Origin of the sequence: Sinorhizobium sp. CB7 (assembly GCF_041357635.1) — a bacterium.
Taxonomy (GTDB): domain Bacteria; phylum Pseudomonadota; class Alphaproteobacteria; order Rhizobiales; family Rhizobiaceae; genus Rhizobium.
Map to the genome: position 1 here is coordinate 501,697 of NZ_JAULLL010000002.1, position 18,591 is coordinate 520,287.

Here is an 18,591-nt window from a genome sequence, read left to right on the forward strand (position 1 = left end):
TTCTCCAAAAGTTTGACCGGTATCAGGTCCGTGCCTTTTCCCATTTCCTGATCAGCCGGTCACGTTTCAGCCTGGAAAGGCGCTGCAGCCAGAAAATGCCGTCGAGCTGGTCGATCTCATGCTGGATGCAGATGGCAAAAAAGCCTTCAGCCTCCTCCTCGTGCGTTTCTCCGTCCAGATCCTGGTAGCGCAGGCGTATCGCGTTCGGTCGCGTCACCTCGTCGGTCACGCCGGGCATGGAGACGCTGCCTTCTGTAAAACGCGCCAACTCGGGTGAAGACCACAGGATTTCCGGATTGATCTGGACGCGCACACCATCCTCCTTGCTAAGCTCCAGGACAATCACGCGCTGGAATATCCCGATATGCGCCGCGGTTATGCCGATACCGGGTGCGGCACGCATCGTAGTAAGGAGGTCACCGGTCAATTGCCGCAGCGCTTCGTCGAAGACGGTAACGGGATCGCAAACCCTGCTCAGGCCGGGATGAGGAAAGCGGAGGATGGGACGGACAGCCAAGGCGTACAGGCTCTTTGTTCATGAATGATACCGGAGAAGTAGCCTGCGGCCGCCTGTCTGTCATCCAATTATCATTCGCACCTCCAACGGTCCGGCGCAGCCTATCGGTCTCGTTTCGGGTCGGTTTCCCGCTGGACCTTGACACGGGATTGGGCTAGCAGGGGACAGGTGCTTCCGCTTCCGGCGGAGCGGCCGACATTTGGCTATCCAATTGTTGACAATGATTTTTCGACCACCATTCTCGATGGTGGTCTGGCAGTTCGTGTAATTTTGGCAATCCGTGTAACTTCGAATGCGCGAGGGCGGGCAGATGACGACCACCGACGAAGATGACCGCATCCGCAAGCATTCCGGCAGCGAAGACGCCGACATCTATGATGAGGACGGCAACGTCAGATCGGACTTCCTGGCGCTCGTCGGAGCAGCGATTGCCGATCGCGACACGCTCTTCCTGCGGCAGAATGTTGCGCGTCTGCACGAATCGGAAATAGGCGACCTGCTGGAATCGATACAGCCGGATCAGCGCCTGGCGCTCGTGAACCTGCTCGGCGACGACTTCGACATGACGGCGCTCACCGAGGTCGACGAGGCCATTCGGCGCGAAATCGTCGACCAGATTCCGAACGAGCAGATCGCCGCCGCGATCGGCGAGCTGAATTCCGACGATGCCGTCTACATTCTCGAAGATCTCGACCGGGAAGACCAGGAAGAGATCCTTGCGCAATTGCCCTTCACCGAACGGGTGCGGCTGAGGCGCGCCCTCGATTATCCTGAAAGCTCGGCCGGCCGGCGCATGCAGACGGAATTCGTCGCGGTGCCGCCATTCTGGACGGTGGGGCAGACGATCGACTACATGCGCGACGAGGAAGAGCTGCCGGATTCGTTCTCGCAGATCTTTGTCATCGATCCGACTTTCAAGCTTCTCGGCGCCGTCGATCTCGACCGGATCCTGCGCACCAAGCGGCAGACGAAGATCGAAACCGTCATGCGCGAGACCACCCATCCGATACCGGCAGAGATGGACCAGGAGGAGGCAGCGCAGCTCTTCGAACAATACGACCTGCTTTCGGCCGCTGTGGTCGACGAGAACGGCCGGCTGGTCGGGGTGCTGACGATCGATGACGTGGTCGACGTCATCCATGAGGAAGCGGACGAGGACATCAAGCGTCTTGGCGGTGTCGGTGACGAAGAACTGTCGGACAATATCGTGTCGACCGTACGCTCGCGCTTCATGTGGCTCGTGATCAATCTTGGCACTGCCATGCTGTCGGCGAGTGTTATTGGCCTATTCGACGTCTCGATCGAAAAAATGATCGCACTTGCCGTGCTGATGCCGATCGTCGCATCAATGGGGGGCAATGCCGGCACGCAGACAATGACGGTGACGGTTCGCGCACTCGCAACCCGCGATCTGGACATCTATAATGCCGGTCGCATCATCCGCAGGGAGGCGGGGGTGGGGCTCGTCAACGGCGCGCTTTTCGCGACCATAATGGGGACGATCGCAGCCCTCTGGTTTCATGATTATCAGCTCGGCGGCGTCATCGCTGCAGCGATGATCATCAACCTGATGGCGGCGGCCCTGGCCGGCATTCTCCTGCCACTGCTGCTCGACAGGCTCGGCGCCGATCCGGCCATCGCTTCATCCGTTTTCGTGACGACCGTGACGGATTGCACCGGATTCTTTGCCTTCCTCGGACTTGCGACCTGGTGGTTCCAAATCCGTTAGCTGACAGGAAATTGACTATTACGTAAAAGTCAATATTATCATCCGTCCAAGACGGGGGCGAACTGCTGGTGAATAAATATTATAGCATAACGGAGCTAACGCGCGAATTCGGGGTCTCGACGCGCACGTTGCGCTTTTACGAGGATGAGGGGCTCATCCATCCCGAACGGCGCGGGCGTACGCGCCTTTTCAGGCCCGCAGATCGTCGTCTCATCCAGGAAATCCTGCGCGGTCGTCGCATCGGCTTCACGATCGCGGAAATTCGGGAAATCATCCAGGTCTACAAAGAGCCTCCCGGAGAACTGGGACAATTGAAGCTGCTCATGAAGCGTGTCGACGAAAAGCGCGAGGAGCTGCGCCAGAAGCGCAAGGACATCGACGATACGCTGACTGAACTCGATCACATCGAGGAAGCCTGCCTGACACGGCTGGCGGAGATCGGGGTCGGAACCTGAACCTCCTACAGCGCCGTGCGTGTTACAAGACGCACAAAGGGCGCTGTAGTAGTTTGAATTGCTGCATGTTTTTATCCTTACATCGATCCCGACTTAAGGAAACATGCAGTAGCAAAACTATTGCTCTGCGGCTGCGGAGCACTCCTGCGCGAGCGCCAACATCCGCTCATCCTTATCGGCCTGAATTGCGCCTGACTGGAAAGGCGTAAACAGGTTCTGCGCTTGCAGCTTATCCAATGTGCATTGGCAGAAGCGTCGACAGAGCGCTTCCTCCTGCTGCTGCTGCGCGCAGCCACTCTGACACTGATTGAGATAGGTCTCGGTCGGATCTGGCTTGGCGGGTGGGACGACGATCGACAGACCATAGGCTATCGCGATCAGGATCGGCTGATGCAGGAGGTAGAACAGCAAGCTATGGCGCCCCAGGCGCGCGAACGGGCTATCGCCGGTGCCGAGCGACGCCAGCGGTTCGAGCCAACCCAGCGAAATTGCGATGCGCGCTCCGCCCAACCCGAACAGAAATGGACCGAACCACGGCAGGATCGGCACGTAATCGTTCGAGCGGGACAGGTGCTCGGACAGCCCTATCCACCAAAACCAAGGCGCATCGAAGGTGGCCGAACGCAAATAGTTTGGTGCAGCCACAGCAGCAACAGCGGCGAGGATCGTAATTGCCGGCGGCAGACGCAGGAAGAGCAAACCAAGGACACTGGCAGCGGCTATGCTGTGCAATATGCCGAAGAAGATGAAGCCGTTCGGCATCGCAAAGACGGTCACCACGGTGATAAGAGCCGCTGCGACCACGATCATCCCAAGTCGCTTCAAGAATGGCCGCGGGCGTATTTCCGGATAGTTAGCAAGAACGAGGCTCACTCCTGCGAGGAAGAGGAAGCTTGAGGCAATCGCCCGGGCATAGATCTTCAGCCATCCGGTTTCGGCGGTTCCCGGCGCCAGATAGCCCATGAACTCCATATCCCAGGTGAAGTGATAGGTCGCCATGGCAATGAGCGCGACCCCACGCGCCGTATCGAGAATGCCGACGCGCGGCATCTTACGCGGCGCGTCCGTGCTGTCGGCAATGGCCACCATCAATCAAAGTCCTTCAGAAATATCGTTTCCAGCCGCCTGCTGGGACTTGTCGCGGCGAACAAGAGAAGCAAGGCGATTTGATGGCAGACCCTGATCCATGATAGCGAGGCGTGCTTCGGAAAAGAACTGGCGACGGGTGAGAACGATGATGACGAGCGTCGTCGTCAGCATGAACACGTAAGGGCTTATAAACCAGCCAAGATATCCGATTGAAAGAAAGATTGCCCTCAGTCCCTCATTGAAGTGACTGCCGGCGATGACATTCATGCGGATGACGCGTTCGGCCGCCCGCTCAGCCGCGATCAGATCCGCCTCGGTGTCGCGCATCATCGGTATGGCGCCGAAGAGTATCGTACAATAGTTGAAGAGCCGATAGGACCATCCGAACTTGAAGAAGGCATAGCCGAAGATGACGCCAAGGCCGCCGACCTTGAGTTCGAAGGCGGTGCGACTGCTATGGAAGACGAAAGGCAGATCGGCAAAGACCGCATCAACCTTGTCCGTGGCGCCGAGCAGCGCGAAACAGCTGCCAATCGCGAAGATGGAGGTCGAGGCGAAAAACGCCGTACCGTTCTGCAGCCCGGCCATGATCTGCGTATCGATCATCTTCAGATCTCGCCGAAGCGAATTATATATCCATTCGCGTCGGCGCTCGATCATGGCATGGGTCAGGCTGGTGCGATTGAAAAGGCGCGCCCCTTGCAGAATCCGAGAATAGCCGAACCAGAGAACAGCGAAAAAGACCAGCGCGGCATAATCGGCAATTGTCATATATGGGCACCCTGCGTTTGTTTTGCCGGAGTCTACAGATGCAATCCAATGCCGCAATGACTCGGCAATGTTCTCCGACGATATTTCGTTTGAGTGCGGCGCGTCGGGTCGATCCTTTATTTCCCGATGTCGCTCGCATAAAACCGGATGTCGGTCGATCACCGTGCCGATCAATCCGGTTCACGTAGCGTTGTTCCGGCCAACTTTGTCAGGATCAGTTCCATGTTTCTTTCGGTATTCGATGTCTTCAAGATCGGCGTCGGCCCGTCCAGTTCGCATACGATGGGCCCGATGTCGGCCGCGAACCGCTTCCTGGAACTGCTGCTTTCCAACGAATGGCCGCGCCCGTCGACAGGAGCCCAGCCAACGGCGATCAAGGTTAGCCTGCACGGCTCGCTGGCTTTTACAGGCATCGGACATGGAACGGGCAGGGCGGTCGTTCTCGGCCTCACGGGTGAGGCACCTGACCGCGTCGACCCCGACCGGATGGACGGCATCATCGACGAGGTCGAACGCTCCGGCAGAATCACACCCCCAGGCCATCCCGGCTACGACTTCCAGCCGAAGACCGACCTTGTCTTCGACAAGAAAGTGCCTTTGCCGGGCCACGCCAACGGTATGGCCTTTTCGGCCTACGACAAGGACGGGCGGCTTCTGCTCAAACGCATCTACTATTCCGTCGGTGGAGGTTTCGTCGTCACCGATACAGAGCTTGAGGTCATGCGTTCCAAAAAGAAAGACACGTCAGGCAACAAGATACCTTTTCCCTTCGCCACCGCGAAACAGATGCTCGAGATGGCGGAACGCTCCGGCCTGACGATCGCACAGATGAAGCGTGCGAATGAGGAGAGCCACATGAGCCGTGCCGCTCTCAATGAGGGGCTGGACCGCATCTGGGAGGCGATGAACAGTTGCATCGATCGCGGCTTGAAGGGCGAGGGCATCATGCCGGGCGGCCTGAAGGTGCGTCGCCGGGCGCGCGCCATCCATGACAAACTGCAGGAGGAATGGCGCAGCAACCGGATCAATCCACTGCTCGCCAATGACTGGCTGAGTGTTTATGCGATGGCTGTCAACGAGGAAAATGCGGCTGGCGGACGCGTGGTCACGGCGCCGACGAACGGTGCAGCGGGCGTCATTCCCGCTACAATCCGCTATTACCAGCATTTCCATGAGGATTGGGATCAGAACGGCATTCGCGACTACCTGCTGACCGCAGCCGCCATTGGCGGCATCATCAAGCACAACGCTTCGATATCAGGCGCAGAAGTGGGCTGTCAGGGTGAGGTGGGTTCGGCTGCTGCGATGGCGGCGGCCGGGCTTGCCGCTGTCATGGGCGGAACACCCGAGCAGATCGAGAATGCCGCCGAGATCGCGCTTGAACATCATCTCGGCATGACCTGCGATCCTATCGCGGGGTTGGTTCAGGTTCCCTGCATCGAACGCAACGCGCTCGGCGCGGTCAAGGCGGTGACCGCTGCTTCGTTGGCCATCAAAGGCGACGGGCGCCATTTTGTGCCGCTCGATGCCTGTATCGAGACCATGCGGCAGACCGGCCATGACATGAGTGAAAAATACAAAGAGACCTCGACCGGCGGCCTCGCGGTCAATGTCGTCGAATGCTGAGTTTGTGGAGCGCCTCTCTTCCGACTTGACGCTGCCCGCCAAAAGGATTTCAACGGCAGCATGGCTTTACATCTCATCAAACTGTGCGTCGGCGCCGACTCGATCGAGGATCTGAGGGAGTGGGTTGCCGAGCGCTCGCTTCGCGCTATAGCGGCCGGTCAGGAACCGCATACGATTCACACGACGCGCATGGTGCCGAAGCGCATCGAAGAGCTTCTCGACAACGGTTCGCTCTATTGGGTGATCAAAGGACAGGTTCAGGCCCGTCAGAAGCTTATCGACATCAAGACCTTCACGGACAGCGAAGGTATTTCGCGCTGCAATCTGGTGCTGGGACCGGAAGTCATTGAAACCGCCATTCAGCCGCGCCGCGCCTTTCAAGGCTGGCGCTATCTGACGGATGAGGACGCGCCGCACGATCTGGCAAGATTGGGCGATGGCATTAGTGAAATGCCACCGGAGTTGCGACGCACGCTTTCGGAGCTCGGGCTTCTCTAGAGCGGTTCTGCGTTTCCATCAAAAGCTGAACCGCTAGAGCCGGTCGCGTGAAGGTAGGTTCACGCGACCGGCTTTAGCTTGTTTTTTCATGCATGTCGTTTCCGCAAAGCCGCTGCACACTTTTGCGCGACATGCATTAAGAGCTGCTCAAGCTCTGGTCAGCGCAAACGCATCATCACGGGAGCGCACCGCGATGGCGCGGTCACGTGCAGATGAATCCGGGCCTGCGGCTGCGAATAACGCCAGGCGCGCGCCCCGTGGCAGAGCAGCAGGGCAATCAAATCCTTCGTTCTTGCTTTTGAGCGCGAACGATGAAGTCCCAGATCGGCCAATCGAAGCGCGGCTTCATGAAGCGGATGCAAAGTGGAGCGGCTCCATTTTGCCTTTCCTGCATCGGATGGGAAATCCGGGCTATTCTCGTTGATCGACATGGTATTCCCCGTTACGCAAAACAATCACAGGTCTGGTTCGAATTCGATGATCCGCTAAATACCTGATTTCACGCAGGACTGGATATCCTGCCTAAAGACGCGCCGGGGGATCGGAGCCGGCGCGCTATCGTCTTATTGCATGCTTGCCCAGCACTTGATGCCAGCCTTCTTCAATGCATTGCAGGCATTGACCGCAGAGCGCTGATCGTCAAAGCCGCCAAAGCGGGCACGATAGAGCTGATCACCACCTTCACCGAAAGCGACCGTGAAAGGCTTGGCCGACTGCAACGCCTTGCCGCCCTTGTTCTTGGCCGAGTTGAGAAGGTCCATGGCCATCTGCTTGTCCGAAGACACTCCCACCTGGACGACCCAGCCGGTCGTCGATGCGGCCCGGGCAGCTGCGGTTGATGCGGTGGTGACCTTGTCAACCGTCGCATCACCCTGCTCCTCCGCATCATCCTGCTGTTTGACAACAGGAACAGAGGCTGGAGCGGGCGTCGGAGTCGCGACGGATGCGACCTTGGCCTGAACGGTCTGACGGGCCGCCTGACGGCTCAACAACGGATTGGCGGACTTGGAGGGCGAGGTCTCCGTATAGGCCACCTCCGGATTGACTTCAGCCCGCGCCGCCTGGTAGCGCGCATCGGGAACTGGGCCGCTATTGGGTAAGTCGAAATTCTGCGCGGCTGCAGCCACCGCCACCGGTGCGGCAGGCGCCTCGGGTGCAACAGGCGCTTCGGGTGCGGTACGGGCGATCAAATTGGAATTTCCGCCGCGGCCCGAAGCCTTCGGAAGATAGGCGGCAATCAGGTTGCGCATCTGCGTATCGCGGGCAGGCGTGGAGGCCCCGCCAAGCACGACGCCGACGATCGATTTACCGTCAACCTGAACCGAGCTCACAAGATTGAACCCGGCGGCGCGCGTGTAGCCGGTCTTGATGCCATCGACGCCGCGCACCGAACCGACCAGGCGATTATGGCTATTGATGATCCGCTTGCCGAAGCGGAAGCTGCGGGTCGAAAAATAACCGTAGTACTGAGGAAAATGCTGACGCAGTGCGATGCCGAGCCGGGCCTGATCGCGCGCCGTTGTCATCTGCGCCGTATTGGGAAGACCATTGGCGTTGCGATAGGTCGTGCGCGTCATGCCGAGCGCACGCGCCTTCGCGGTCATCATTTGAGCAAAGCGGTCTTCGCTACCGCCACCCAGAAACTCGCCAAGAGCAGTGGCGGCATCGTTGGCGGAAAGGGTGATGAGCGCAAGAATGCCCTGCTCGACTGTGATGGAGTTGCCGGGCTTCACGCCAAGCTTGGTCGGCGGCTGAGCGGAAGCATGCGCGGAAAAGGGAACAACCGTATCGAGGCGAATGCGTTTCGTCTCAAGGCCTTCAAAGACCAGATACAACGTCATCATCTTGGTCAGAGAAGCGGGATATTGGAGGCGATCGGCATTTTCACTGTAGAGAACATTCCCGGTCTTGGCGTCGACGACGATACCCGCATATTTCGGATTATTCGCAGCTGCTTCCGCCGCGACCGAACCGGACGCGATGACCGCCACGACCATCGACAGACCGAAGAACACTCTCATTAGAAAATTGCCGCGCCTTGATGGCGATACGGTAGGAACTGACCTTGACACTATTCAACTCTTTGCTTGCATTTCAAATCCGACTGCCCGGACGCCTCCGAAACACGACCGTCTGAATGAACCTACCGTCTTGGCGTTACCAATCCGTTTATGATGAATCTTTTGTGTCATCTGCCTCCCCGTTTTTATCTTTTTGTTGCAAAACTGCGCATCTAGCTACCCGGCTGCCCTTGAACGAGACGCTTTTCCACAAATGTGCGAATAGCGGCATCAATATGGTCCCAATCGCCTAATTGCACGCTTGAAAAGCGGTAGAGGACACTGAGATCCTTTCCAACCTTGATATCGCGCTGGCAGTCTCCGCTTGTCGCCTTGTCCGGGGCTGACGGCAACATGCAGCGGACGGCATAATCCGGTTCATTGAGACGAGGTGCTGTCAAGAGCACCTCATCGGTATAGCCCGCATCCTCACGCAAGCGACGCAACGTCAGGCCAGCGTCGATATTTGTTGGCTCGCCCTCGACAAGGTGTGAATAAATCGGCTCCAGCCGGCCCGACATATCGCGCGACATGGTGCCTTGCGTTATCTGGACAAAAATCAGTCCCGTCGACTGCGAGATGTCATCAAACCTGTGACGGTCCGCCGCGGTATAGCCCTGCATCTGCGGCCAGGTCAGATAGAGATCAACGCGCTCCGCCTCACCATCGCGCCGCTGGCTCTCGAAACGGATTGTGTTTTCGGGCAGTCGCAAGCGATCCTCGCCGATCGTCAGTTCGACGATTTTCGTACTCGTCGTGTGGCCTGCGAGCAGGATGTGCTGGCCGAACCAGCGCCCAGCGACGCTTATTGCCAGGGTCAATGCGGCGAGAGCGGCGACCACAACAGTTACGCGCGCGAGAAACCTCGGGGAAATCAAGGGAGCTTCTTCGATGACAGCGGAAGAAAGAGGCGAGGAGGGAGCCATCATCGTGACCTTTGCGTTGACAGCCGTGCGGACCATACGCGAGGCGACAGCGGCTTTTTGCGAGGCGATGATGGCAGGATCGTGGTTAACGAATACTTAAGCGACAATCGCGCTTCCCGCAAAAGGAGGAGCCGTTCCCGGGACAGCGGGAACAGCTCCGGGCGCCGGTCGGGGACGGGGATGCGGGGGACTTGACCGGGCCTGATCATGGCCGCTTGCCGTTGTCCTTACAGGGCCGTGCGTCTAAGACGAACAAAGGTCGCTGTAACACTTTGAATCGCTGCATGGTTTCATCCTTAAATCGGTTCCGATTTAAGGAACCATGCAGTGGGACTTCGGAAAGCAGCTATTTTTTCTTCACGCTACCGACCGCAACAGTGCGGCCATCCTGAAGCTTCACCCATCGCGCCGGATCATCGGCCGACTGGCGCTTCAGGTAGGTATATTCCGTGTCGGACCACAACAGGACCTTGTTGCGCATGTTGTCGAGAACGAAATCACCGCGATCCGTTCTTACGGTCAGGACAGCGTGACCGTCGCCATTTGGCTGCAGAACGACCGTGATCAGGAGGTCGGAAGGCGAGAACCCGTCGTCGATGAGCATTTTGCGCTTCAGGAGCACATAATCCTCGCAATCGCCGACAGTGCGTGGATAGGCCCAACGTTCCTCAACGCCATAGATTTGCTCGTCTGTCATCGGCTGAATGGTGGTATTGACGGTGTAATTGACTTTGAGGATCGTTTTCCAACGCTCCTCCGTCAGGATCGCCGGACCAGCGTCCCCGCCGGCAAAGGCGCATTCCGTCGGATTTGCCTTGCAGAATTCATAGTGGCCGACCGGCGGACTGGCATTGCCCGCAAGCGCCATGCTGGCCGGCATGGCCTGGGTCGACTGGCTTCCTGCAAAGATCGACAGTGTGGCAACGAGACCGCCAAGGAGTAGTTTTCCGATGTGCATTTTTATCTCCCCGTTTATGAGGAGACATTGACACAGAGATTTTTATTGCACGCAAAATTACGTAGTCAAATTAAGGACTTAATAGATTCAAATGCTCAGAAAACTTTCATAAAACACATCGAAAATACATATTAAAGACGCAATTTATTTAGTTCAAAAACGCGTAAAATTTGCTGGATCTTCAAGGAGGCATTTCATTACATCTATTTGATATAATGATTATTCTGAGGAGCCTGCGGAATTCGCGGTTGAGACGAGATCTCTCGAACCGTTGGATCATAATGGCACAGTTCCAGACAGACATGTGGAGATCGCTTTGGCCTGCCCGAAATTCCTCTGACTGGCCTTTCAGGAAGCACACGGCCAGAAATTTTTCAGATGATTTTTCGCGCAGCCGGTTGGAAGCTGCGACGATTGCCTCGCTCATTCCTGCGCCGGCGGGCGAATGAGCCGCATTCGGGAACGACGAGTTCCCCGTGGTGCCTGGAGGTCAAGCCGACCCTGAACCGTTACGCCCGGAATTCCCATGAGACGGTGTGCCGTGGTCGTGGGACTCGATCTCCGAGTAAAGCGCGTTCGATGTCAGAGCGATGCCCGATGAAGGGGCTGGCGTTAAGCCGCGAACGCATTCATCGGCGAGTGACGTGACAGAACGATGACAGCAAATGCGGCTTCTAAAGGAAGCGCGGTCAGAGAAATTCGCGAAGCGTTTCGCGCGACTGGACCGACAGAAACTCGATCGCGACACCCTCAACGAAGTGGCGCACGACGCGTCCACGCATATTGCCGAGCCGAACGGGGGTACCGATAGGTGGGCGAACCTCGACGTCGACAGCGGCACCTGAAAGCGACAGGTCCATGATCCGGCAGATGTAGCGACTGCCGTCATCGAGCGTTATCTCGCTCTGCGCCTGCCGCGGTGTGAGGCGATCATGGCGCCGGTCTTCCGGCAAGCCGAGTTCATGCTTGTTGGCCAACCAGGTAAGCTGGGCGGCGAGCTTTTCACGTTTGCGGTCCGTGGCGTTGACCGACATCGTGAACCCACGATTGTCGAGCATGAGGACATTGCCTTCGACCCGGCCGAGATGATCGATGTAGGCGACAACCCGCTCGCTGGCCCGCGGACGCCCGACACAGGTCACGTACATGTCGCCAGGCGACATATCGATGACGGTGCACTCGAATTCCTCGTAGTTTGCAAGCATCAGGCGGCCCTGCATGTTGATCGGAACGCGCTGAAAATTGCGCTGATCAGGGCGAGGGACTGGCCGTGTTGCTGGAGCTTGCTGAAACGAGTGCATCCAAAGGGCTTCTTTATGAAAATTCTACACTCTGACCAATAACTGCAATCCGTTAATAGAAGGTTTGCCAGCGCGCGTCGTTCATATGGTGTTTCCGCGCTCTGAGACGGAACAGTCGGCCATTCGTTTCAAATTGGATCATCAGCGCGAACGCACGTCTTCGAAAATTTTCAGATGCATCGCCCGCAGCATCGTCTGGGCCCAATTTCGCATCCGCAGAGGCGAGGGCACATCCAAACCATCATCATCGTCCGACATGTCGGTTGGCGCGCCCCCGTGCTCGTTCAGCAGGCGACTGCGCTCTACGACGAGGAATTCGATGAATGCGCCACCCAACCACGCCGCATTGCCGACGGGCACTGCTGCTCCAAGGAGGCGGTCGCAAAGATCGCCGGCGGAGCGCACTGGCAACAGGAGGAGTTCGAAAGCCATGGTGTAGCCGCTTCCGGCGTAGCCCGTTGCATGGATCAGTGCGGGTACCGAGTGGGTCATCACACCGGTCACGACCCTCTCGGCATCCCATGCTTGTTCCTTTGCCCAGAGGGACGCGAAGAGGTTGCCGCGCAACTCGCGCCCGAAGAAACTGCAAACACGCGTGCCGGCAAGGCGAAACTGCGACTGACCGCTGGCGGGCATTTCAAGGATGAACAATTCCGGCAAAAGCCGTGGCAGGGAAGCGGGATCGATCTGCGCGCGCAACGGCGCCGCGTTGGTACCGCGAATCTGGTTCCAATAGTTAAATAACTCTATGCTCGTTCTCTGATGCATACGCCATCCTGTATCAATCCGGGTCATACCCGGCGCCAATTACGGTCTCAGGAGCATGCCTTGCTTTTTCCGTGCCAACACGCGGTCGTTAAGGTTAAGAAGCGGTTTGCATTGCGCATATCGATGTCCTGTGGGACCTTGAGATCATCAGGTCAGGGGAGATCGACCTTCAGCACAATTGATCGGGCCGGGGAAAAGGGGGCTCGACCAGCCGTTCGGCAAGACCGAACGGCTTTTTTTTTGGATGCGGCTCCTGTATGGCTCTGGCTTCCGGTCGCCAGGAACGAGTAACCATGGACGAAGAAGCCGCGCAGACGCCCGAGGACAATGGCGACAATCAAGAACCTAGCCGCAACCCGGTTTTCAACCTGCCGCCGGCGCTTTTTGTTGCTCTCTGCCTGTTGGCGGCCATCTATTTCATCCAGAGCTTCCTGTCCGAGAATGCCGTGCGCTGGCTGGATTTCACTTTTGGCTTCATTCCTCTGCGCTATGTCGTTCCGCTCGCACAACAGGGGCCCGAGTGGCTTTGGACGCCGGTCACATATTCACTATTGCATGGCAGCGTAGAACACATCGTTTTCAATGGATTATGGCTTATGGCATTCGGCGCGCCCGTCATCCGCCGGATCGGCACCACGCGCTTCGTCGTATTCTGGATCCTTTCGGCTGCCGCTTCGGCATCCCTGCACGCCGTACTCAACTGGGGAAACGACACAGTGCTGATCGGAGCGTCCGGCGTCGTCTCCGCCTTGATGGGAGCAGCCTGCCGCTTCGCCTTTCCGGGGCGAGGTGCGCGTGGAGCCGTCGAAGCCCATCACAATCCGCGCCTGTCGATCCTCCAATCCATGCAAAGCCGGACGGCGGTTATGTTCACGCTGTTCTGGCTGTTGGCCAACGCTCTCATCGCCGTTGGCGTTCCGCTCGTGGGAGACGGCAGCCAAGAGATCGCCTGGGATGCACACATAGGCGGATTCGTTTTTGGCTTTTTCCTCTTCGCCTTCTTTGATCGAAAACCCCCTGAAGAAATTCCTAATTAAGTGCAGTGTGAATATTGCAATCTCCGGCCGAGCAGTGCACCATCCATCTCCTGACCCGCGCCCCGGGGGATAGCCGGAGAGAATGCCCCCGTGATCCTAAGACAGTCCACTTTCGACAGGGAGGTTTGAATGTCGTCCGTCAAAGCCATTCTCGATCTCAAGGGCCGTTCCGTCGTGACGGCCGGTCCTGATACGACGCTAATGGAGGCCGCCGGTATTTTAAGCCAGCATCGCATCGGCGCGATCGTCATCGTCGGGATGGAGGGTCGGATCTCCGGAATATTCACGGAGCGGGATGTCGTTCACGCCATTGCACGGCTTGGCAAGGAGAGCCTGGACCAGCCGGTAGCCTCGCTGATGACGCCGAAAGTCTATCGCTGCAAGGAAGAGACAACGGTCAACGAGTTGATGGAAATCATGACCAGTCGCCGGTTCCGCCATGTCCCCGTGGAGAGCAAGGGCAAGCTTGCCGGCATCATCTCGATCGGCGATGTGGTGAAGTCGCATATCAAGGAAATCGAGCTGGAGGCCGAACAGATAAAGGCCTATATCGCTGGTTGAGAAAGACGCGGCGAGCTGCTTCGACACCATCCGCTATCAGCGCGTGGCAAAGGCTTCCTGCAATCGTTTCAGCTCGGGAAGCCGAGCCTTGGTCTCCTCGTAGCCGCGATCGATCGCTTCACCCGCACGATGGAATTCCGAAAGGCCGATATCGCTCAGACGCGGATGCAGGGCAATGTCCGGCGGATCGCCCGCCAGCCTTGCGCGCGAGATCCTATCCTGAATGATGTTAAAGGCCTGCACCATGACACCGGTCATGCCGAGCTTGGCATAGGGCGCTTCCTGCTGCTTTTGCATTTCAAGCGGCGTGAGGCTGGCATTGTGCTTGACGACCGCGGAGCGCCCGAAAAGATCGTAGTGAAGATTAACGGCAACGACGAGTTGCTGCTCGTAGGCGCGGCATACCGAGACCGGCACGGGATTGACGAGAGCGCCGTCGACGAGAGTACGGTTGTTGCTGCGCACGGGCTCGAAAATACCCGGCAGGGCATAGGAAGCACGCAGCGCCGTAATCAGCGCGCCATTGGCGATCCAGACCTCGTGACCGGTATTAACTTCCGCCGCAACGGCCACGAACGGCCGGTCGAGATCCTCGATGTTGAGACCCTCGAGATGTTCCTGCATGCGCTTGGTCAGGCGCATGCCGCCGAAAAGCCCGCTGCCACCGATGGTCAGATCGAGGAGACTGGCGATGCGCCGCATCGTCAGCGAGCGAGCAAAGCTCTCCAGCTCATCGAGTTTTTGCGCCAGATAGCAGCCGCCGACCAGCGCACCGATCGACGTGCCCGCAATCATGCCGACTTCGATGCCGGCTTCATCGAGCGCCCGCAACACACCGATATGCGCCCAGCCGCGCGCGGCTCCGCCGCCTAAGGCGAGCGCCAATTTTGTTCTCGGGGGAGAAGCGGGATTGGGGGTAGGGATTGTCACTTCCTGTGGGGGCGAAAGAGCTGGATCTGACGATGCCGGCGGAGAAGCTTCGCGATACAATGTCCAGTTCAGCATTTCATGCCTTCCTCCAGGCACTCGCCCCTTTTTTAAATTACTGTCTCTTTTTCGTTTCGAAATAGTATATTTTGATCTCTCCTGCGCAATAAGGACGCAGGAGAACGCCCCATCAGCCTATTGGTCGTAAACCTCCTTCGGATCGAAATGCAGCTCGTCATCGACGATGTTGAGCATCGGCTTTCCGTCTTCAAGGTTCACCGTCCGATAGAAACATGATCGCCTGCCGGTATGACAGGTAGCATCGTGACCACCCACTTCAACTTTGAGCCATATGGCATCCTGGTCGCAGTCGGTGCGGATTTCCTTCACTGTCTGCAGATTGCCGGATGTTTCGCCTTTTTTCCAGATCCTGCCGCGGGAACGGCTGAAATAATGGGCCGTGCCCGTCTGGATAGTCAGCGCCAGTGCCTGCGCATTCATCTGCGCAACCATGAGCAACTCGCCGTCACGAACATCCGTGACGACGGCGGTAATCAAGCCGCGATCATCGAAGCGGGGGGTGAAATCGCCCGCATCCTCGAGTTCGGACTTGTCGGTGGATGGTACGTTGAATGTCAGGGTCATCGACGCAGCCCCCTTGCCAAGTTTAACGGCCCCGCACCATTGCCATGAAGCGAGCCTGCTCCGCCGGATCGCTTTTGAACGCACCGGTGAAGGTTGTCGTCAGAGTGAATGCGCCCTGTTTCTGCACACCGCGCATCGCCATGCACATATGTTCGGCCTCGAGCATCACGGCAACACCGCGCGGACGCAGCGTTTCGTCGATCGCCTTGGCGATCTGCGCCGTCATCGTCTCCTGCGTCTGCAGGCGACGTGCAAAGATTTCAACTACACGTGCGATCTTGGAGAGGCCCAAAACTCTCCCATCCGGCAGATAGGCGACATGAGCCTTGCCGATGATCGGCACCATGTGATGTTCACAATGCGAGTAGAAGGTGATGTTGGTCTCAAGAACCATGTCATCGTAGCCGGCAACTTCCTCGAAAGTGCGGCCAAGCACATCCTCGACATTCATGCCGTAGCCGGCGAAAAGCTCGCGATAAGCCCTGACGACGCGGGTCGGCGTATCGATCAATCCCTCGCGGGTCGGATCATCGCCGGCCCAACGCAGCAGCGTGCGAACTGCCTCTTCCGCTTCCTGCTGTGACGGGCGATCCGATTCACGGCTATGCGGAAAATTCTTTACTATGGCGTCCATTTATCGTGGTCTCCTGATCCGCGGCGCAGATCTTTGCTTTCGGACTCGCCACGGCCATCCTCCGTTTCCGGAGACTGTGTACCTTTGGCGGGCTCCGGGGCGTTCCGGGCGGCATGTCGCCCTTCCTGCACGGTTTCCCAATCAAACTTACACGAGACCATTGCATTTTCATGGTCTTCGAACGACATACATATAGTATGCCGGTGGCTGTGTGAAAGTGTCCAGAGACAAGACGATGTGTTTTTTGTTCGGATACGAGGCCGCCAATCGAGCGCGTTTCGGAGCGGAATCGATGATGGATGATATCTACAACAGCAAAATTCTTGAATTCGCGGGCAATATTCCTCTCACCGGAACGCTTGAGGATGCCGATGCCACTGCCCAGGCGCATTCAAAACTTTGCGGATCTCGGGTCAGGGTCTGGCTCAAGATGGACGGCGATATCGTGACCGGTTTTGCCCATGACGTGAAGGCCTGTGCGCTCGGTCAGGCATCCTCATCTATCATGGCCCGGCATGTGATCGGGGCCTCATCCGAAGAGCTGCGCAGGGCGCGCGAGGATATGCTTGCCATGCTGAAGGCCGATGGCGAGGGGCCAGGGGGGCGCTTCGAGGACATGCGGTATCTGAAGCCCGTGAAGGACTACAAGGCTCGCCACGCTTCCACCATGCTGACCTTCGATGCGGTGGTCGATGCGGTTGGTCAGATCGAGGCGAGTCGCGAAGAAGCACTCGCCGCTGGATAGCGACATGTGCACGGAGCGGAATTGCAGTCATAGCGAGGCACAGTCGCGCCCCCGTGGTCGTGGCCGCAACTGGGCCGGTCTTTTTCGCAGGACACCCGATCGCCTTCTCGGTCTCGGCCTGATCCGCCTCTATCAGCTTACGCTCTCGGGCTTCATCGGCAATTCCTGCCGGCATCTGCCGACCTGTTCCGAATATGGTTATGAGGCGATCGCTCGCCATGGACTGTGGGCCGGCGGCTGGATGACGCTGTTTCGCGTGGCTCGCTGCGGGCCGGGCGGAACCAGCGGCTTCGATCCGGTGCCGGAGACGATCGACTCAAAGTTTCATTGGTGGACGCCCTGGCGCTATTTCGCGATCGGCCGAAAAGGCGGATGAACGCCATGACGATTCCAATGGAATACCAGCAGGCGTCACGGGATTTCGAACGCTTCCTGGCTGACGCATGCGACATCGCGATGCTGCAAACGAGGAACCAGACCTACACGATGGTTCAAGGCGTCCTTCAGGTATTCCGGCGGCGTCTCTCCCTTTCCGAGGGCATATTTTTCGCCAATGCCTTGCCGCCTGTTCTGCGCGCAATCTTCATTGCCGACTGGGATCTGGCGGAACCGGTGCGCGCCTTCGAGGACCATGCCGTGATGACAAGAGAGGTGCAGTCACTGCGACGCGACCATAATTTTTCGCCGGGCTCCGCCATTCGCGACGTGGCGGCCGCACTGCGCAGGAATATCGACGAGGCGACTTTCGATCGCGTTCTGGGGCACCTTCCGAAAGGAGCGCAAGAGTTCTGGCGAATATGACGACCTATGTGGCGCTTCTTCACAGTATCGTTCTCGGCCATGGTCGGCGCGTGGTCATGTCGGATTTGCGCGCGATGGCGATTTCACTTGGATTCAGCGATCCGCGCACTCTGGTTGCAACCGGAAATCTAGTCTTCGAGGCTGGCACCGCCACCGTTCACGATATCGAAGAGCAATTGGAGGCGGGTTTCGCGAAGAGATTCGGCAAGCATGTCGACATCATCGTTCGCGAGGGCGGCGCCTGGCTAAAGCTCGCAAAGGCAAACCCTTTCCCAGAAGGAGTGGGAAGCGACGTGATCGTGCGTGTGATGCGCCAGCCGCTCAACGCTTCGGCAATGGAAATCTTGCACCGATATCAGACCTCAAAGGAACGCATTCGGCTCGTCGATGGAGATCTCTGGATCGACTTCAACGGCAAGCCGAGCGAATCCAGGTTACCGTCCGCGCTTACCACCAAACGGATGGGCGTCGGCACGTTGCGCAACTGGAACACGGTGCGCCGTTTAGCCGAGATGGTGGCGCAATGAGCCCGCTTTTCCTTTA

The 18,591-nt window shown here is 58.0% G+C and carries 22 protein-coding genes; 10 read left to right on the forward strand and 12 right to left on the reverse strand.

The window, feature by feature from the left end:
* Positions 1-22: 22 nt before the first annotated feature.
* Complete coding sequence (locus tag AAE029_RS06545) at positions 23-517, reverse strand: peptide deformylase (protein WP_371071982.1); 495 nt, start codon at positions 515-517, stop codon at positions 23-25.
* Positions 518-827: 310 nt separating this feature from the next.
* Here AAE029_RS06545 and mgtE point away from each other — a divergent pair, with 310 nt between their 5' ends.
* Positions 828-2,246: a magnesium transporter gene (gene mgtE / locus AAE029_RS06550; protein WP_371071983.1), complete on the forward strand. Its 1,419-nt coding sequence runs from the start codon at positions 828-830 to the stop codon at positions 2,244-2,246.
* Positions 2,247-2,308: 62 nt separating this feature from the next.
* Entirely contained in the window at positions 2,309-2,701 is a 393-nt protein-coding gene (locus tag AAE029_RS06555) for a MerR family DNA-binding transcriptional regulator (RefSeq protein WP_371072123.1), read from the forward strand.
* Positions 2,702-2,818: 117 nt separating this feature from the next.
* Here the strand turns inward: AAE029_RS06555 and AAE029_RS06560 are convergent, their stop codons facing one another.
* Both AAE029_RS06560 and AAE029_RS06565 read right to left on the reverse strand, forming a co-directional pair.
* Positions 2,819-3,790, reverse strand: a complete 972-nt coding sequence (locus tag AAE029_RS06560) for a heparan-alpha-glucosaminide N-acetyltransferase (protein WP_371071984.1) — start codon at positions 3,788-3,790, stop codon at positions 2,819-2,821.
* Positions 3,791-3,793: 3 nt separating this feature from the next.
* A complete protein-coding gene (locus AAE029_RS06565) occupies positions 3,794-4,561 on the reverse strand; it encodes a DUF599 domain-containing protein (RefSeq protein ID WP_371071985.1) in 768 nt (255 codons plus the stop codon).
* A 222-nt stretch (positions 4,562-4,783) separates the two neighbouring features.
* On the opposite strand from AAE029_RS06565, the gene AAE029_RS06570 reads away from it, so the two are divergent.
* Both AAE029_RS06570 and AAE029_RS06575 read left to right on the forward strand, forming a co-directional pair.
* The gene (locus AAE029_RS06570) at positions 4,784-6,187 is read left to right on the forward strand and encodes an L-serine ammonia-lyase (protein WP_371071986.1); all 1,404 of its coding nucleotides are present in this window, start codon (positions 4,784-4,786) and stop codon (positions 6,185-6,187) included.
* 60 nt (positions 6,188-6,247) lie between these two features.
* The gene (locus AAE029_RS06575; RefSeq protein WP_371071987.1) at positions 6,248-6,685 is read left to right on the forward strand and encodes a DUF1489 family protein; all 438 of its coding nucleotides are present in this window, start codon (positions 6,248-6,250) and stop codon (positions 6,683-6,685) included.
* A gap of 158 nt (positions 6,686-6,843) precedes the next feature.
* On the opposite strand, the gene AAE029_RS06580 is transcribed toward AAE029_RS06575, so the two are convergent.
* The 6 genes from AAE029_RS06580 to AAE029_RS06605 all read right to left on the reverse strand — a co-directional run bounded on the left by AAE029_RS06580 (position 6,844) and on the right by AAE029_RS06605 (position 12,737).
* The gene (locus AAE029_RS06580) at positions 6,844-7,116 is read right to left on the reverse strand and encodes a hypothetical protein (RefSeq protein ID WP_371071988.1); all 273 of its coding nucleotides are present in this window, start codon (positions 7,114-7,116) and stop codon (positions 6,844-6,846) included.
* Between the two features lie 132 nt (positions 7,117-7,248).
* Positions 7,249-8,706: a serine hydrolase gene (locus AAE029_RS06585; protein WP_371071989.1), complete on the reverse strand. Its 1,458-nt coding sequence runs from the start codon at positions 8,704-8,706 to the stop codon at positions 7,249-7,251.
* 212 nt (positions 8,707-8,918) lie between these two features.
* Positions 8,919-9,674 (reverse strand): hypothetical protein, encoded by a 756-nt coding sequence (locus tag AAE029_RS06590; RefSeq protein WP_371071990.1) that lies wholly within the window; start codon positions 9,672-9,674, stop codon positions 8,919-8,921.
* Positions 9,675-10,017: 343 nt separating this feature from the next.
* Positions 10,018-10,629: a transglutaminase-like cysteine peptidase gene (locus AAE029_RS06595; RefSeq protein WP_371071991.1), complete on the reverse strand. Its 612-nt coding sequence runs from the start codon at positions 10,627-10,629 to the stop codon at positions 10,018-10,020.
* 689 nt (positions 10,630-11,318) lie between these two features.
* Positions 11,319-11,930, reverse strand: coding sequence for a PilZ domain-containing protein (locus tag AAE029_RS06600; RefSeq protein ID WP_371071992.1), 612 nt, complete (start codon positions 11,928-11,930; stop codon positions 11,319-11,321).
* A 141-nt stretch (positions 11,931-12,071) separates the two neighbouring features.
* Complete coding sequence (locus tag AAE029_RS06605) at positions 12,072-12,737, reverse strand: PAS domain-containing protein (protein WP_371071993.1); 666 nt, start codon at positions 12,735-12,737, stop codon at positions 12,072-12,074.
* Positions 12,738-12,991: 254 nt separating this feature from the next.
* Between AAE029_RS06605 and AAE029_RS06610 the strand changes: the two genes are divergently transcribed.
* Both AAE029_RS06610 and AAE029_RS06615 read left to right on the forward strand, forming a co-directional pair.
* Positions 12,992-13,735: a rhomboid family intramembrane serine protease gene (locus AAE029_RS06610; RefSeq protein WP_371071994.1), complete on the forward strand. Its 744-nt coding sequence runs from the start codon at positions 12,992-12,994 to the stop codon at positions 13,733-13,735.
* Positions 13,736-13,864: 129 nt separating this feature from the next.
* A complete protein-coding gene (locus tag AAE029_RS06615) occupies positions 13,865-14,296 on the forward strand; it encodes a CBS domain-containing protein (RefSeq protein WP_371071995.1) in 432 nt (143 codons plus the stop codon).
* Between the two features lie 36 nt (positions 14,297-14,332).
* On the opposite strand, the gene AAE029_RS06620 is transcribed toward AAE029_RS06615, so the two are convergent.
* The 3 genes from AAE029_RS06620 to folE form a co-directional block, all read right to left on the reverse strand.
* Positions 14,333-15,301 carry a patatin-like phospholipase family protein gene (locus AAE029_RS06620; protein WP_371071996.1) on the reverse strand — a complete coding sequence of 323 codons (969 nt, stop codon included), beginning with the start codon at positions 15,299-15,301 and terminating at the stop codon, positions 14,333-14,335.
* A gap of 117 nt (positions 15,302-15,418) precedes the next feature.
* Positions 15,419-15,868 (reverse strand): phosphoribosyl-AMP cyclohydrolase, encoded by a 450-nt coding sequence (gene hisI / locus AAE029_RS06625; RefSeq protein WP_371071997.1) that lies wholly within the window; start codon positions 15,866-15,868, stop codon positions 15,419-15,421.
* Positions 15,869-15,890: 22 nt separating this feature from the next.
* The gene (gene folE, locus AAE029_RS06630) at positions 15,891-16,502 is read right to left on the reverse strand and encodes a GTP cyclohydrolase I FolE (RefSeq protein ID WP_371071998.1); all 612 of its coding nucleotides are present in this window, start codon (positions 16,500-16,502) and stop codon (positions 15,891-15,893) included.
* A 295-nt stretch (positions 16,503-16,797) separates the two neighbouring features.
* On the opposite strand from folE, the gene AAE029_RS06635 reads away from it, so the two are divergent.
* From AAE029_RS06635 to AAE029_RS06650, 4 genes are read left to right on the forward strand one after another with little or no spacing between them, the layout of a single operon-like run.
* Positions 16,798-17,247: an iron-sulfur cluster assembly scaffold protein gene (locus AAE029_RS06635; RefSeq protein ID WP_371072124.1), complete on the forward strand. Its 450-nt coding sequence runs from the start codon at positions 16,798-16,800 to the stop codon at positions 17,245-17,247.
* 4 nt (positions 17,248-17,251) lie between these two features.
* Positions 17,252-17,623, forward strand: coding sequence for a membrane protein insertion efficiency factor YidD (yidD, locus tag AAE029_RS06640; RefSeq protein ID WP_371071999.1), 372 nt, complete (start codon positions 17,252-17,254; stop codon positions 17,621-17,623).
* Positions 17,620-18,048, forward strand: a complete 429-nt coding sequence (locus AAE029_RS06645; RefSeq protein WP_371072000.1) for a DUF2267 domain-containing protein — start codon at positions 17,620-17,622, stop codon at positions 18,046-18,048. The genes yidD and AAE029_RS06645 overlap by 4 nt, the downstream gene beginning before the upstream one ends.
* On the forward strand, positions 18,045-18,575 hold the full coding sequence (locus AAE029_RS06650) for a DUF1697 domain-containing protein (RefSeq protein ID WP_371072001.1): 531 nt from the start codon (positions 18,045-18,047) through the stop codon (positions 18,573-18,575). The genes AAE029_RS06645 and AAE029_RS06650 overlap by 4 nt, the downstream gene beginning before the upstream one ends.
* The last annotated feature ends 16 nt before the right edge of the window (positions 18,576-18,591 follow it).